The following is a 15,198-nucleotide window of genomic DNA, read 5'->3' as shown; positions in this document are numbered from 1 at the left end:
GGGAAAGGTAATCCATTTATTAGTATCGATACGTTAACAATGCTAGATGTTGAAAAGCCCTTTTTAGAGGGCTTTTTTGCGTTAATAGCAATTTTCAATCTTGCTAGACTATTATCCAGAATTTGTGAATTGGTGATATAAAAATGAGGTAGCGGAAGGTAGCTATAAGAAATAATGCTCTCCCATAAGATATACTCAAAGCCGATCTAGCTCCGAATGCTTATGTGAGATATTTTAGTTTACACGAATTCCCATCTCCTTAAATAACTAATCATTATGCAACCAACCTTCAATCACTCCCTCCAAATTAGCTCTGGAAAGCAATTTCATATTGATTTATTATTAAAGAAATGCTTGATAGGACAAATGATTCGAAGGGGGCTTCCATTTTGAACAGTGGGCGCATGGATACCATTATTTGTACGGGTTATTCACGTTTGCCAGATGGCATGGCAGCGAAAAATCTTTATGGTGTCATGGGAATAGGTTTTGAGATTGACCCAGAAACGGATCGGATTATTAATGTCTCCAGCACGTTTATCACGAACATGTGTACAGGCTTTCTCAAAGATATATTAGTGAATCATGATCTGAAGGAAGGGGTAGAGACCCCGATTAAGAGGTTCGAGAGTCGCTATTTCGGACTAGGAAAGAAAGCGATCATCATGGCCATTCTAGATGCATACAATCAGTTTGAGATCTATAAATCCATGAAGCAGTAACAAGTTGGAAACAAAACAGTTGAAATTTTTTGAAAATTCATTTATATTTTTATACATAAGTTATTAACAATTACATGTATTGAACAGCGAGCCTAAGTTCCTGTGAATAGGCAGCCCCTATTCATACGTTCAGAACTTAAGTACCAAGCTGACTCATCTTTCCTTATTGATTGATAAGGAGGATTAGTTTCGCTTGGTATTTTTGTTTTCTGAATTGTGCAATTTCAACAATTTTTCATTTGAAAAAGGGGGGTCACCATGCTATTAGCGATACCGAAAGAAGAAATTATGGAGCGCCGGAACAAATTTATTTCAAGGCTTCATGCCAGCGATGTGGAATGTGCAATTTTATTTAATGCCATTGACATTTTTTATTTAACTGGGTTTCATTTCCATCCTACTGAAAGACCAATGGGGCTATTGATTGATCCCTCCGGACGGTCTCACATGTTCGTTCCTGCGTTGGAGCATGAGCATGCCGAGCTATATGCCGGAGCAGATTTCGTTCATTCCTATCCGGAGTATCCCGGCCTTCGCCATCCGATGGAATATCTCAAGGATATTTTGATTGATTACCAGTTTGCATCTAAAACAATCGGGTTTGATTCGGACGGATACGGCTCGCCGATGGGATATCGAGGACCTAGAATCAGCGATCTTGTGACCGCGAAGAGATTCGTATCTCTGTATGGTTGGGTCGAGGAAGCAAGGTATGTGAAATCACCGAATGAGATTGAGCTGATTAAGGAATCGCTGAGATGGTCGCACCTCGCCCATCGATTATTGCAAAAGTATGCCAAGCCGGGCGTAGATGCAATTGAAATCGAAAGCCGTGCCAGTCATGAAGCATCCTTAATTATGCTAGATGCACTTGGAAACGATTACAAGCCATATGGAGGCTACGGTCAGAATGTGATTGCCGTATTCCGCGGTCAGGTAGGCCCGATGTCCGCTATTCCGCATGCGGTTACGCAGAGTATCACTTTAAAACGGGGAGACACGCTTGTAACAGGCGCCGATGCGGCTGTATGGGGCTATCACAGCGAATTGGAGCGAACCATGTTCGTGCAGGAAGTAAGCAAAGAACAGGAGCACTACTTTAACCTTATGGTCGAGGCGCAAAATGTAGCCTTCCGTACGATTCGCGCCGGTATACCGGCATCGGAAGTGGATAAAGAAGTGCAGCGCTTTTTACAAGAATCTGGCGTCGCTCACCTGACTCGCCATCACACGGGCCATTCGCTCGGCTTAAGGAATCATGAAGCGCCGTTCTTCGATACAGGAGACCCTACGATTCTTCAAGCAGGCATGATTTTTTCAGTGGAGCCGGGTATCTATGTGAAGGAGCTAGGTGGGTTCCGGCATGCGGAGACGATTCTCGTCACAGAGAACGGGATGGAAATGCTCACCTATTATCCTCGAGATCTGGAATCGATGATCTGTCATTGAAGACTTTGTTAGGATAGGACAGATCAGGATGGACGAAAGGGGATTATTCGAGTGAATGTGTTTACAGATCGTGTGAAAAAGTGCTTGCAGCTTATGCAAGGGGCGGAGATCGGGCATCTTCTGGTCAGTTCAAAGTACAATATGTACTATTTAACTGGGCAAGCGATTAACACGGGTGAAAGATTGAGCTGTTTGCTGCTTGATCTGAATGCTCCGCCTAAGCTCATTATTCATGAAATGTTCGTCGGTCAACTTACGCTGCCGCAGGGGATTGAATTGCTCGTTTGGAAAGACGAGGATGATCCAATCCGTCTGCTCGGCTCATGCTTGAGGAATAAGGTGCTTGGCGTTGATCAGAGCTGGCCTAGCCATTTTCTGATCGACACCATGAGCTTGAAGCCGTCTCTTGAAATTAGGAAAAGCACGGTTGTAGAAAAGCTGCGTGAGATTAAAGATGCAGAGGAAATTCAAATTTTGCAGCAATCTTCTCGAATTGCGGACGCGGTTATGCATCAAGTCATTCAGTTGCAGCATCTTCCTGCAACAGAAATGCAAGTGGCGGAGACGATCCGCAGCTTTTTTGGGGAGCATCAGGTTAGTGAGCTTTCTTTTAAGCCCATTATTGGTTTTGGCCGAAACAGCGCAAATCCACATCACGAATTGGGTGATACAGTTTTGCTCCCGGACCAGGCCGTTGTAATCGATATGGGGGGACTGTTCAGACACTATTGCTCGGATATTACGCGAACGTTGTTTTATGGGAAACCGAACAGCCGCTTCGAAGAAATTTATAAAATCGTACAATTTGCACAGGAGCAAGCTATTAGCCTCGTGAAGCCCGGCGTATCATTTGCCGAGATCGATCTTTCGATTCGACGAGAGTTTACCAAATGGGGCTACGATCGCTATTTTACACATCGCACCGGCCACGGGTTGGGACTAGAGCTGCATGAAGGGCCGTTCCTCCATCGCAATAATCAGGATGAAATCCAGGAGGGAATGGTATTCAGTGTGGAACCAGGGATTTATTTGCCTGACGAATTCGGAATCCGCATAGAGGATATTGTAGCGGTGACGAGCAATGGGTGCGAACTCCTTACTCGAAGCCCGAAAGAGGTGACCTATTTCGATATACATTGAGCAAGGAACGTTTGACGGGTATTGCAGCAAGGCGCGAATGGAATGTCTGAGAAGATCTGGAACAAATGAGAGGAGAAGTGTGGGTCATGGCTAAAAAAGGGTTCGGTTCGTTCGTATCGATGCTTTTAATTGCAGGTCTTACATTGACTGGATGCACGTATCAAGAGACGACGCCGAAGGATTCGGCACAATCAACATCATCGGCACAGTCAACACAAGCAGCGCAATCGACACAGGCCAGCGCTGATGAAATCAGAGTAGGGCTGGACGTCGATGCGGGCACTTTAGATTCAAGGCTGGCTCGGGACACTACTGCTGTAAGATCGGCGGAACTGATTTATGACGGCCTTATCGTGATGTCAAGCAAACTGGAGCCTCAGCCGGCACTTGCCGAAAAATGGGAAAATCCCGATCCGGTCACATGGATATTTACTTTGCGCAAGGGTGTTATGTTCCACGACAATACACCTTTCACTGCCGAAGATGTGAAGTATACATTCGACACGTTAATCGATCCTAGCTTCAAGGCGCCAAATGCCAGCTTGTTTTCGCCAATCTCCAAGGTTGAGGTAGTGAACGAGTCTACAGTTAAATTTACGCTAAAGCAGCCGTATGCACCTCTTCTGAGCTACATGGATATTGGAATCGTACCTAAGCATATCGCCGAGAAGAAAGATGACTCGCTGTCTACGAAGCCGATTGGAACAGGCCCGTATAAGTTCACAAAATGGGATAAGAACAGCAAAATTAGCTTTGAAGCTAACGACAAATACTGGGGCGGCGCTCCAAAGACGAAGAAAGTGACTTATTACATTATTCCCGATAATACAACTCGCGTATCTGCGCTGCAAGCAAAGGATATTGATTTGGTTCATACGCCGCTTTCGCCTCAGGATATTAAAACTATGCAGTCGAAGAAAGATTTCACCGTCATCTCAACCGAAGGTCTAGGTTTTACATATTTGAACTTTAACACGACCAATCCGATTTTGTCCGATGTAAAGGTACGTCAGGCGATTGCTTATCTGGTTGACAAAAATACGATCTCAGAGAAGTTGTATCAAAGTATGGATAAACCGGGTAAATCGCCTCTAATTCCTCCTTCTTGGGCTTATACGGATAGCATTGCCGGCTATCCATACGATCCAGCCAAAGCGAAGGCGCTTTTAGCGGAAGCGGGATGGAAGGACTCGGATGGAGATAGTATTTTGGATAAAAACGGTACAAAGCTGACGATTACTTTATCCACGCACACGGAAGATCCGAACCGGATGCAAGCTGTGGAATACTTGCAAAATGAGTTCAAAAAAGTGGGAATTGATACAAAAGTATCGACGACTGAATTCGCTACATTAAGCGCCAATCTGCTTGCACAGAAGTTCGATATCGCCTTGTTGGGCTGGTTGAATCTAACAGATCCGGATAAAGCGATGTACGACAAGTTCAATTCGAAAAGCGGCAATAACTATGGGAAATATGTGAACCCGAAAGTGGACGAATTGCTGGAAAAAGGAAGAACGACGCTGAATCAGGGCGAGCGTACAAAAATTTACCAAGAGGCAGCCAAAATCGTAACGGATGAAGTTGCTTACGACGTTCTGCTGTATCAAGGCTACTACGTCGTCTTTAATAACAATGTATCAGGGTTTAAAGCGCATCCGAAAGGCAGCATGTATAGTCTGAAGGACGTTGTGATCAAGAAGTAAAAGCGGGGAAGGAGGGATTCCTTTCACTGTGGAATCTCTCCTTCTTCAAGGTAATCTTGTGGAAGGAGTGGGCTTGTTGGCAACTTACGTAGGCAAGCGAATGCTGCAACTAATTCCGGTACTCTTAGGCATTTCAGTCATTGTATTTTTTCTGCTTCATATGATTCCGGGAGATCCAGCGCTAGTCTTGCTCGGTCAGGACGCGCCGCCGAGTGAAGTTGAGCGATTACGCAATATTCTAGGCTTAAACGAGCCGCTATATGTTCAGTTGTTCGTTTTTTTGAAGCATCTGGCAACAGGCAATTTAGGCCGTTCTATCTTTCAAGATGAACCGGTATCCAAGTTAATCATGACCCATTTGCCGGCCACGCTGGAATTAGCTATTGCGGCAATGATCATTGCGCTGCTTATTGCCATTCCGCTTGGCATCCTATCGGCGGTTAAGCAATTTTCGTGGCTGGACTATGCCAATATGTTCTTTGCACAAATTGGCGTATCCATGCCGGTGTTCTGGATGGGGATGCTGCTCATTATCGCATTCTCTGTTCAATTGAACTGGCTTCCATCATTCGGGCGAGGAGAGCCGCTAACAGAAGCGTTGGAGACGGCGGTCTCGACCGGGAACGTGTACGACTTGGTGTTTAGCTTGAAAAAGCTGCTCCTTCCGGCATTTACATTAGGTATTACGAGCGCTGCACTGATCACCCGAATGGTGCGGTCCACCATGTTGGAGGTGCTGAAGGAGGATTATGTGCGGACGGCTGAAGCTAAGGGAGTCAGTACGTTTAAAGTTATTATGAAGCATGCGTTCCGCAATGCGCTAATTCCGGTTATCACCATTGTAGGTCTGCAGTTCGGAGGGATGCTCGGCGGGGCTATTGTGACCGAAACGATTTTTGCCTGGCCAGGAATCGGACGCCTTGCTATTACGGCAATAAGCCAGCGCGATTTTCCCGTCATTCAAGGAACGGTATTCGTAGTCGCCTTCATGTTCGCCATAACCAACCTTATTGTGGATATTTTATACGCCGTCGTAAACCCGAAAATTCAGCAATAATAAGGAGGGAGGCTCGTGCATCCACAAGTAAGTACTAGAGTATGGTTTTCGACAGTAACAAGAAGCAAAGGAGCCCTAGTCGGGGCAATAATCGTTAGTATTGTCATCCTTACGGCGATCTTCGCTCCTCTGCTTGCTACCCATGATCCTTATGAAATGGTCGTCCAAGATCGGCTAGTCAAGCCTTTACAAGGAGGACATCTGCTAGGAACGGACCAATTCGGAAGAGACTTATATACCCGAATCATATACGGTGCGAGAGTTTCATTGGAGGTTGGTTTCATCGCAGTCGTCGTTGCCCTCGTCATCGGAGTGACTTTAGGCTTGATTTCCGGCTACTACGGAGGATGGATCGACACGATGATTATGCGCTTCGTCGACATCGTGCTATCCTTTCCGGTGCTATTGCTAGCCATTGCTTTTGTCGCTGCGCTTGGTCCGGGAATCAAAAACGTCATTATTGCGCTAGGGCTTATTTATTGGACCAGCTATGCCCGGATTGTGCGCGCCAACGTGCTCATCGTTAAGGAAGAAGAGTATATTCAAGCCGCTCGAACGATTGGTTCCAGCGATTTCCGCATTATCTTCTTCAACATCTTGCCGAACTGCTTGGCGCCGATAATTGTCGTTGCTACGCTTGGACTGGGTCAGGCGATTGTTGCAGAAGCGACGCTAAGCTTTCTTGGCTTAGGTATCCAGCCGCCGGAGTCAAGCTGGGGGTGGACATTGTCGTTTGGAATGAAATTTTTCGGGGAAGCTCCTTTCATGTCGATCTATCCCGGTATTGCCATAATGATAACCGTACTCGGATTTAATTTGCTGGGTGACGGGTTGCGTGATTTGACAGACACGAAACTGAAAAACAAATAGCCGGATATACAGGAGGAACTAAGAGATGAGCAAAGCAGGAACTCGCGAATTCAATGAGGTTGTTGTCACGCACCTATCCAATGGGGTCAAGGTGACGCTTCCCATCCATACAATCCACGGCAAGCAACCGGGGCCAGTTCTAGGCTTGTCCGCGGTCATTCATGGCGATGAGATTATCGGCGCGGAGATTTTGAGACGAGTTGCAGCGCGTATTGATGAGCAAAAGTTGTCCGGAACGGTAAAAATATTACCCGTCGCTAACCAGCTTGCCTTTGAATCGTTGACACGAAATACACCTCTCGATATGACGAACTTGAACCGCGTATTCCCTGGCGACCCGGACGGCTGGGTGACCGAGCAGCTTGCACATTCGATTGTGGAAAATTTCCTTAGCACGCTGGATGCTTATATTGATTTGCACGCTGGCGGCGCCGTTCCTATTGTGGATTACGTCTATATTCAGAATGATGAAGCGTTGTCCAGAGCGTTTAATTTCCCTTTGCTGTATCGTCCTTCCCAGTCTTATGAAGGAACTACGGTCACCTATACGGCAGCGAAAGGAATTCCTAGCGTAACGGTTGAGGTAGGCGGCGGTCCAAACTTTGAGAAGGATATCGAACGTGGGGTTGAAGGCATATTGAATTGTATGCGCCATTTGGAAATGATTCCTGAACCAGTTGTTGCGCCTCCAAAGCAGACTGTGGTAACCGAAATCAAAATTATTCGACCTCGCCAAGGGGGCGTCATGGTGCCTGAATTCGACTTCAGCGCTGTAGGTTCCATTATTGAAGGCAAGCAAGTTTTATCACGTACTTATAACCCTCAAACCTTTGAAGAGCTAGAGGTGATCCATACTCCTTTTGAGCGAAACATCGTTATTTTAATGCGCGGCTTGGTTCAAAAAGTAAATCCAGGCGACTACGGCTTCATGATTGGCAACTTGGATACCGCAGAAGGCGAGTCTACCCTATGATGAAATGGGACCCGGTTGACCTCAAATTGTCTGAGTCCTACGCGCAGATTGTGCTCGGGATGGATCAACTTTACCGCTCGGAGAAGGGGGATAGCAAGGAAGCTTCCTTCGACCGCGAAGGCTTGGTGCCGATCAATCTTACCCAAGAGGTCGCACGTCCGTATTCGGATTGGCGTCAAGTAACCGACGATCTGCATGACCTTGGCAGACAGTATGCGGGCATCGTTAGTGAAACGCGCAGAAATTATATGCAGCAGCAAATCGGTTCTTTGCTCGGATTAGTCGATTGGTGCTCCGGGTTACAAATTCCTTTTCGCGAAAAAGTAAGACGGTTTCTTTACGTCAATGAGAATCCCGTATCCGTCTCAGAGAGGAACCATTTACATCGAAAATTGGATGCAGCTCTTGCTGACAATGGGTACAAGGGGACTTTGTCCGAAAAAGTAAGTGCTTGGTTAATGGCGCGTCACGTTCCTAACGGTGAGGTTGAGTCCGTGCTGAAAGAGCTATTGGCCGCTGGCAAGGAACGGGTCGTGCAAACCATGTTTCCACAGATTGAAGATGTCGAAGTAGCGCCCGTACTCGTCTACGGCGTTCCTTATAACGCTTACTGCGATTATGTAAATGGCAAAATGAACTTGAATGGCAGTTTGTCTTACACGTACGAGGGCTTGAAGCACCTGGTGACGCATGAGTGTTACCCTGGACACACGACACATATACGAGTTCGCGAATTGGGTGTTCAAGCAGGCGAGCTGCCTCTCGATGCTGCGCTAGTTATTACGAATACAGCCAGCAGCTCCGTTTTCGAGGGAATCGCTGATAACGGTATTCATTTCATTGATTGGGCTGCTACCAAAGATGACCTCTGTTACAAAATATATCAGCAGATTCGTTCCATCGCCGGCCTCAATGCTGCTCATATGATTCATTGTGAGAACAAACCTTTAGAGGACGTAAGGGACTTCCTGAAGCAATTTGCTTTCGGCGATGACGATTGGATTGCCACTCGTCTCCGATTTATTACACATACATTGAGAGCACCTTTTATTTACAGCTATTGGCGAGGTCAAGAAGCGGTTGCCGACATCTACAATCGGGTATCACCGACTGAAAGAAGTCGATTCTATCAATTCCTGTACACGAACATGCTCTCCGCCGATACCGTTAAACAATTTGAATAAAGAGGTGTCAAATATGAATTATTCAGTATCCAAAGAGCTATACGAAAGAGCTAATTCCAGCGTACCTGGCGGCGTGCATTCGAATTCGAGATTTCGCAACCCGCACCCGCTTTACTATAAAAAAGCAGACGGAGCGATGGTATGGGACGTAGACGGCAACCGTTTCATTGACTGCATTATGGGGAACGGCGCCATTATTTTTGGCCACAATGATCAAGCATTTAACGAAAGAATGGCCCATTACATGTCTAGCGGCATTGTAACAGGATTGGAAACCGAGCTGAGCATTCAGGCGGCTGAAAAGTTTTTATCCATTGTGAAAACTGCGGAACGAGTCCGCTATACGAATACTGGCACTGAAGCGACAATGCATACGATGCTGATGGCGAGGACTTATACGGGCAAGCCCCATGTTGCCGTTATTGAGGGGGCCTATAATGGCTGGCATGATGCCGTCTACGTGAGCACATGGCCGGATCTAATGAAAGCGGGTGAGCACGAAGCGCCGAAATCCCTGCCTGGTACGTCAGGGCTGATGAAGGAAGTCGTGGAAAGCACGCTTGTCATTCCGTTCAATGATCTGGCTGTTGCCGAAAAGCTGCTGACAGATAATCAAGATCGAATCGCAGCTCTAATCTTGGAGCCAACCATGATTGACATCGGTTATATTCCTGCTAAAAAGGAATATCTGCAAGGGCTTCGTCGTCTGTGCGATCAGTTGAATATCGTTCTAGTGTTTGACGAACTGCTAACCGGATTCCGTGACGCTCCAGGTGGTGCGCAAGAGTATTACGGAGTAACCCCAGACCTCGCTACGTTCGGCAAAGCGATTGCTAACGGTTATATGCTGGCTGCAATAGCCGGCAAAGAGAAAATATTTGATACGGTCACGCCAGGTAAAGGAACATGCTCCTATATTGGAACGTTTAACGGTCATCAAGTCTCTCTTGCCGCTTCCATGGCATTTATGGAGCTATACGAGGAGCAGCAAGTGTTTGAGACCTTACAGCGACGTACAAACAGCTTAATCAGCGAGTTTGATCATTTGGCGAAAAAGCACGGTGTGCCGGCAGTAATTAAAGGTAGAGGCGGGCACTTCCATTGGTATTTCTCCGAAAAGCAGCCAACCAATTATCGGGAAGCGGCGGCGACGAATAAAGAACATTACGCGCAGTTCATCAAGGAATTTGCTGCTAAAGGAATTTACTGCTCGCCAAATTATTTGCTCCATCATGCGATTTCCATGGCACATGACGATGCGGTAGTGGAAACGCTGCTTACTTGCATGGACCAAAGTTTGGCGACGATCCGGACGGATTCCTTGCAATGCTAACGATGGGGACATCCTGACAGAAAGCCTTCGGAGAGGAAGAGGAAGATGGATCATGAGGTTATGCTGGAGGTACAAGGTTTAACGACTACATTCCAGTCCAATCATCAATCTTTTCATGCTGTAGACGGGATCTCATTCCAGATCAGAAGAGGCGAGACACTTGGGGTAGTAGGAGAGTCTGGCTGTGGGAAAAGCGTTACGTCTTTGTCGATTATGGGTCTGATCAAACATCCCGGCAAAGTGAGCCATGGACAGATTAAGTTCAAGGGGACGAACCTGCTCTCTATGAGTAACAAGCAGCTCAGGCAGATTCGAGGCAATCAAATTTCAATGATATTCCAAGAACCGATGACTTCGCTGAATCCCGTTTATACGATCGGCAATCAGATTGGCGAGGCCCTTTCCGTCCATACGAAGATGAACAAAAAGCAAATTCGCGAGCGGACGATAGAGCTGCTCCAAATGGTTGGCATTCCGCGCATGGAGGAAATCATAAAGGCCCACCCGCATCAATTGTCCGGAGGGATGCGACAAAGAGTCATGATCGCAATGGCCATGGCTTGCAAGCCGGAGCTGTTGATCGCCGATGAGCCAACCACCGCGCTCGACGTAACGATCCAAGCGCAAATTCTAGAGCTGATGAGAGAGCTTCAGCAAGCAAACGGGATGTCGATGATGCTCATATCTCATGATCTTGGCGTCGTATCCGAAGTATGCGATCGTGTTATCGTCATGTATGCGGGGAGAATTGTGGAGCAGGGGCCCGTTCGAGACATTCTCGATCGCCCGCAGCACCCGTACACGAGAGGCTTGTTGGCTTCCCTTCCGAAGCATGCGAAGGGAGAGCGTCGGCTTCATTTCATCCCAGGGCAGGTCCCGCCTCCAAGTCAATGGGGAAAAGGGTGCCGTTTTGCAGGCCGCTGCGCTTCGGTCATGGAGCGATGTCACCATGAAATCCCTCCTTTGATCGACAATGGAGCGCCTAATCAGGCCGCATGCTGGTTAATTGAGAAGGGAGGGGATTCACTTGATGCACAACGCAATGAGATTGGAATCTCCTGACGATCGGATTCTAGAGGTTAAAGGGTTAAAGAAACATTACCCGATTAAAAAAGGCGTTTTTTCCAGGCAAGTTGGGGCTGTAAAAGCCGTCGACGGTGTTGACTTCCATATCAGAAGAGGAGAAACGCTTGGAATCGTAGGAGAAAGTGGCTGTGGGAAATCTACGATGGCCCGTCTTGTGATCCGTCTTCTGCAAGCGACAGAAGGATCGATTCATTTTGAAGGACGCGAGCTCACAAACCTTTCTTCAAACGAACTAAGGGATGTGCGCAAACATATCCAAATGATTTTCCAAGATCCCTACGCGTCATTGAATCCGAAATGGACGATAAAGCGAACATTGCTCGAGCCGATGAAGGTCAACGGTGTGATGAATAAGGGAGAAAGGGAAGATCGATTGACTGAACTGCTGGAGAATGTAGGCTTGAACTCAAGTTATATGAACCGCTATCCTCACGAGTTTAGCGGCGGGCAGCGGCAGCGGATTGGCATTGCGCGGGCTTTGGTGCTGAACCCAAAGCTTATTATCGCCGATGAGCCGGTTTCTGCGCTAGATATTTCCATCCAAGCCCAGGTCATTAACCTGCTCCAGGATTTGCAGGAGCAATATTCCTTGACGTATATGTTTATTTCTCACGACTTGTCCGTAGTGGAGCATATTTCAGATCGCGTGGCCGTTATGTATTTAGGCAAAATTGTGGAACTGGGCGACAAAAAGACGTTATTTGATAGTCCGAAACACCCCTATACGATGGCTTTAATGTCAGCGGTACCTCAGGTTCATGAAAGTTCAAGCCGAGAACGAATCATTTTGCGGGGAGATGTGCCTAGTCCCAGCGCACCACCTTCAGGTTGCTCGTTTCGTACTCGCTGTGTGAGCTGCATGGATATATGCCAAAGTGTATCCCCGGAGTTAAAAGAATGGAAGCCTGGTCAGTACGTGGCGTGTCATCTTTATTGAAAAGGAGTGAGAAAGTATGATCATCGTTCACAGCAATTCCATTCCTGCCGAACCCATTCCCGCCGTTGAACTAAAGACCTTGTTTCCATTTGACCTTGTCGAAGGAGGGAGGAGCCGTTTCGGGAAGCTCGTTCTGCCTCCAAAAGCTCGGCTGCCTTTAAGCGGTTTAGTACCGCACGACGAGGATGAATATTCAATTGTTGTGAAGGGGCAGATGACGACCACAATCGGGGATCAAGCGTATAGTCTTTGTGCGGGAGATGCAGCCTTCATTCCGGCGGGCGAAGCCCATGCCGTATACAATCCGGGTGATGAGGAATGTCATTTGATTTGGGTGCTTGTGAGGCGGTAGTGAATCGGAATCAAATAGATAGCTTAATAAAAATATTGTATACACAGATAAGGAGCTGCCTCGGCAGTTCCTTTTTATTTAATGTAAAGGTAATACATATGTCCGATATAGTAGCTTGAACACCGACATGCTCCTCTTTGATCTGTTTCAGCTTGACAATAAATAAAAACCGCTATATATTCAACTTATTAGTTAAATAACCAAACGGTTAAATAATATTTTAATTAAATTACTGATTGTGCTCTTGATTGTTAAGCTATCGTTTAATGGGAAGTTGGTGGGATGAAGGAGACGATTTGGAGAAAATGTTTATGACGTGTCACAAAAGTTTATGGCTTTGTTTTTTTAACGATTATTCCCTAAAAAAATTGAAGGTAGGTAATTTAATTATGGCAGTCGTATTATATATCACAGCAAATCCGAATGATCATGAAACATCATATAGCATGGCAGTAGGAAAAGAATTCGTTCAGGCTTACCGATCCGCAAATCCATACGATGAAGTTATACATCTTGATTTATATAAAATGGATATTCCTGAACTTGATGCCGATGTTTTTAGCGGTTGGGGCAAGCTTGGGGCGGGCAGTGGTTTTGATAAATTGAACGATGCAGAAAAAACGAAAGTAGGTCGTCTAGTTGAACTGGTTGATCAATTCGTTGCTGCAGATAAGTATATATTTGTAAATCCGATATGGAATTATTCATTTCCGCCTGTTATGAAAGCATATATTGACTCTATTTGCGTTGCAGGTAAAACCTTCAAATATGTTTCGGGTATAGGTCGAGTTGGTTTGCTGAGAGATAAAAAGGCGGTTCACATTCAAGCAAGTGGAAGTGTATTATCACCTGGCTCAGCTCTTGCGGACTTTGAAATGGGGCATCGCCACCTGAATGCCATAATGGAGTTTTTTGAGGTTCCTAGCTTTGAGAGCATCTTCGTTGAAGGTATGGCTGTAAATCCCGATCATGCCTCAGAGATTAAAGAAAATGCAGTTCAACAAGCGCGCGAAGTTGCTCTGTGCTTCTAACTGCTACATACAAGAGCCAACGAGATTGAGGTATCCAACCCTGATCCGTGTGGCTCTTTTTTACGTGCATCGCGCTGTCTACCTAATTGGAAATTGAGGGTATATCTGCTTGACATTAGATAAAAATCTACATAAACTTAAACGTATGGTTAAATATAACGATGAGATATTAAATGATGTTTTCCAAGTGCTTTCTGATCCGACGAGAAGAGAAATCATAAGACGTTTAGCCGTTGGAGAGATGACAGTCATGAATTTGGCTAAGCCTTTTGAGATGTCACTGCCAGCCGTTTCTAAACACCTGAAGGTGTTGGAAAAGGCTGGCTTAGTTTCAGTTCGAAAGGAAGGAACGTATCGGTATTATTATCTAAATCCAAATGTAGTGGACAATGCTCACGAGTGGTTAATGGACTTGAGGAAGTTTTGGACTGCGCAAGTGTTTAACCTTGAACATTTTTTGGATAATCAATCTAAAGAAGACTAACGGAGGCACTATTCATGATATCAATGCAGGATGAGAAATTTTTCCTTAAGCTTCATCACGTATACAACGCGAGCAAGGAAAGAGTGTTCTTGGCTTGGACGAAGGAAGAACAGTTAAAGCAATGGTGGGGGCTAGTAGGCTTTACGACGACAATCGGACAAATGGACGTTTCAGTTGGAGGGAAATACCTTTTTCATATGAAAGCTCCGAATGGCAAGGTTCATACTTTAGAAGGTCGATATGTTGAGATCGTTCCGCATGAAAAGCTATCGTTTACTTGGAAGTGGGTGAATGAAGGAGACGATTCGGAGGAAACGCTTGTTACGATTGACTTTGTCGGTAAGGACAATAAGACGGAGCTTGTGATTACGCATTCCGAGTTCTCCACGATGAAAGAAGCGAAAAAACACAATAATAGTTGGACAAATTCTTTAGAAGGCGGCTTGTACAGCTATTTTAATTGATGTGTTCCGAATTATTAGTATCGATACGATAACAATGCTAGATGTTATGCTAGATGTTGAAAAGCCCTTTTTAGAGGGCTTTTTTTTGTTAATAGCAAATTCAATCTCGCCAGACTATTATCCTGAATTTGTAAATTAGGTGATATAATAATGTGACAGCAGAATTTGGCGAACGTCGTGTCATGTCGTGTGCTTACTAATCTAGGTAAATATCAGGATTCCAAGCATTTGCACTTTCATGTAGTTTTTGGTGAACCGCTAAGATAGCAACAAAGAATGATTTCTAAAGATTGCAGAGGGAGTAAATTTTATGACTCATTCAAGATTTAGAGATGCAGGAGAAAGAATTTATTTACATGGGGAAATGGAACTTTTATGGGCTTGAATCTTTGGTTACGGACGAATTGTTG

The 15,198-nt window shown here is 45.7% G+C and carries 15 protein-coding genes; all 15 read left to right on the top strand.

Going from position 1 to position 15,198, the window contains the following annotated elements; all coding sequences use genetic code 11:
• Positions 1-389: 389 nt before the first annotated feature.
• The gene (locus tag GC097_RS05550) at positions 390-722 is read left to right on the top strand and encodes a DUF3870 domain-containing protein (protein WP_171682353.1); all 333 of its coding nucleotides are present in this window, start codon (positions 390-392) and stop codon (positions 720-722) included.
• 258 nt (positions 723-980) lie between these two features.
• Positions 981-2,171, top strand: a complete 1,191-nt coding sequence (locus tag GC097_RS05545; protein ID WP_171682352.1) for a M24 family metallopeptidase — start codon at positions 981-983, stop codon at positions 2,169-2,171.
• Between the two features lie 51 nt (positions 2,172-2,222).
• Positions 2,223-3,311 carry a M24 family metallopeptidase gene (locus GC097_RS34930; RefSeq protein ID WP_171682351.1) on the top strand — a complete coding sequence of 363 codons (1,089 nt, stop codon included), beginning with the start codon at positions 2,223-2,225 and terminating at the stop codon, positions 3,309-3,311.
• 86 nt (positions 3,312-3,397) lie between these two features.
• Positions 3,398-5,017, top strand: a complete 1,620-nt coding sequence (locus GC097_RS05535; protein WP_171682350.1) for an ABC transporter substrate-binding protein — start codon at positions 3,398-3,400, stop codon at positions 5,015-5,017.
• Between the two features lie 67 nt (positions 5,018-5,084).
• Positions 5,085-6,074, top strand: a complete 990-nt coding sequence (locus GC097_RS05530) for an ABC transporter permease (protein WP_312875621.1) — start codon at positions 5,085-5,087, stop codon at positions 6,072-6,074.
• Between the two features lie 15 nt (positions 6,075-6,089).
• Positions 6,090-6,944 carry a nickel transporter permease gene (gene nikC, locus GC097_RS34095; protein WP_171682348.1) on the top strand — a complete coding sequence of 285 codons (855 nt, stop codon included), beginning with the start codon at positions 6,090-6,092 and terminating at the stop codon, positions 6,942-6,944.
• Positions 6,945-6,969: 25 nt separating this feature from the next.
• Complete coding sequence (locus GC097_RS05520; RefSeq protein ID WP_171682347.1) at positions 6,970-7,917, top strand: succinylglutamate desuccinylase/aspartoacylase family protein; 948 nt, start codon at positions 6,970-6,972, stop codon at positions 7,915-7,917.
• The gene (locus tag GC097_RS05515) at positions 7,914-9,101 is read left to right on the top strand and encodes a hypothetical protein (protein ID WP_171682346.1); all 1,188 of its coding nucleotides are present in this window, start codon (positions 7,914-7,916) and stop codon (positions 9,099-9,101) included. The genes GC097_RS05520 and GC097_RS05515 overlap by 4 nt, the downstream gene beginning before the upstream one ends.
• Positions 9,102-9,114: 13 nt before the next feature.
• A complete protein-coding gene (locus GC097_RS05510) occupies positions 9,115-10,434 on the top strand; it encodes an aspartate aminotransferase family protein (protein WP_171682345.1) in 1,320 nt (439 codons plus the stop codon).
• 45 nt (positions 10,435-10,479) lie between these two features.
• Positions 10,480-11,496 carry an ABC transporter ATP-binding protein gene (locus GC097_RS05505; protein ID WP_171682344.1) on the top strand — a complete coding sequence of 339 codons (1,017 nt, stop codon included), beginning with the start codon at positions 10,480-10,482 and terminating at the stop codon, positions 11,494-11,496.
• Positions 11,465-12,457 (top strand): ABC transporter ATP-binding protein, encoded by a 993-nt coding sequence (locus tag GC097_RS05500; RefSeq protein WP_246293989.1) that lies wholly within the window; start codon positions 11,465-11,467, stop codon positions 12,455-12,457. Before GC097_RS05505 ends, GC097_RS05500 begins: the two co-directional genes overlap by 32 nt.
• A 16-nt stretch (positions 12,458-12,473) precedes the next feature.
• The gene (locus tag GC097_RS05495; RefSeq protein ID WP_171682343.1) at positions 12,474-12,809 is read left to right on the top strand and encodes a cupin domain-containing protein; all 336 of its coding nucleotides are present in this window, start codon (positions 12,474-12,476) and stop codon (positions 12,807-12,809) included.
• Between the two features lie 389 nt (positions 12,810-13,198).
• Positions 13,199-13,840 (top strand): NAD(P)H-dependent oxidoreductase, encoded by a 642-nt coding sequence (locus GC097_RS05490; RefSeq protein ID WP_171682454.1) that lies wholly within the window; start codon positions 13,199-13,201, stop codon positions 13,838-13,840.
• A 109-nt stretch (positions 13,841-13,949) separates the two neighbouring features.
• Positions 13,950-14,324 (top strand): ArsR/SmtB family transcription factor, encoded by a 375-nt coding sequence (locus tag GC097_RS05485; protein ID WP_246293971.1) that lies wholly within the window; start codon positions 13,950-13,952, stop codon positions 14,322-14,324.
• A gap of 14 nt (positions 14,325-14,338) precedes the next feature.
• Positions 14,339-14,788, top strand: coding sequence for an SRPBCC family protein (locus GC097_RS05480; protein ID WP_171682342.1), 450 nt, complete (start codon positions 14,339-14,341; stop codon positions 14,786-14,788).
• Positions 14,789-15,198: the final 410 nt, after the last annotated feature.

This window comes from Paenibacillus planticolens (assembly GCF_013141725.1).
Lineage (GTDB): Bacteria > Bacillota > Bacilli > Paenibacillales > NBRC-103111 > Paenibacillus_E > Paenibacillus_E planticolens.
This window is presented reverse-complemented; position numbering and strand designations above follow the sequence as displayed.

Coding starts and splice junctions, on each gene's coding strand:
- GC097_RS05545 (WP_171682352.1), top strand. CDS start 981: ATGCTATTAGCGATACCGAAAGAAGAAATTATGGAGCGCCGGAACAAA.
- GC097_RS05535 (WP_171682350.1), top strand. CDS start 3,398: ATGGCTAAAAAAGGGTTCGGTTCGTTCGTATCGATGCTTTTAATTGCA.
- GC097_RS05520 (WP_171682347.1), top strand. CDS start 6,970: ATGAGCAAAGCAGGAACTCGCGAATTCAATGAGGTTGTTGTCACGCAC.
- GC097_RS05515 (WP_171682346.1), top strand. CDS start 7,914: ATGATGAAATGGGACCCGGTTGACCTCAAATTGTCTGAGTCCTACGCG.
- GC097_RS05510 (WP_171682345.1), top strand. CDS start 9,115: ATGAATTATTCAGTATCCAAAGAGCTATACGAAAGAGCTAATTCCAGC.
- GC097_RS05505 (WP_171682344.1), top strand. CDS start 10,480: ATGGATCATGAGGTTATGCTGGAGGTACAAGGTTTAACGACTACATTC.
- GC097_RS05500 (WP_246293989.1), top strand. CDS start 11,465: ATGCACAACGCAATGAGATTGGAATCTCCTGACGATCGGATTCTAGAG.
- GC097_RS05495 (WP_171682343.1), top strand. CDS start 12,474: ATGATCATCGTTCACAGCAATTCCATTCCTGCCGAACCCATTCCCGCC.
- GC097_RS05490 (WP_171682454.1), top strand. CDS start 13,199: ATGGCAGTCGTATTATATATCACAGCAAATCCGAATGATCATGAAACA.
- GC097_RS05480 (WP_171682342.1), top strand. CDS start 14,339: ATGATATCAATGCAGGATGAGAAATTTTTCCTTAAGCTTCATCACGTA.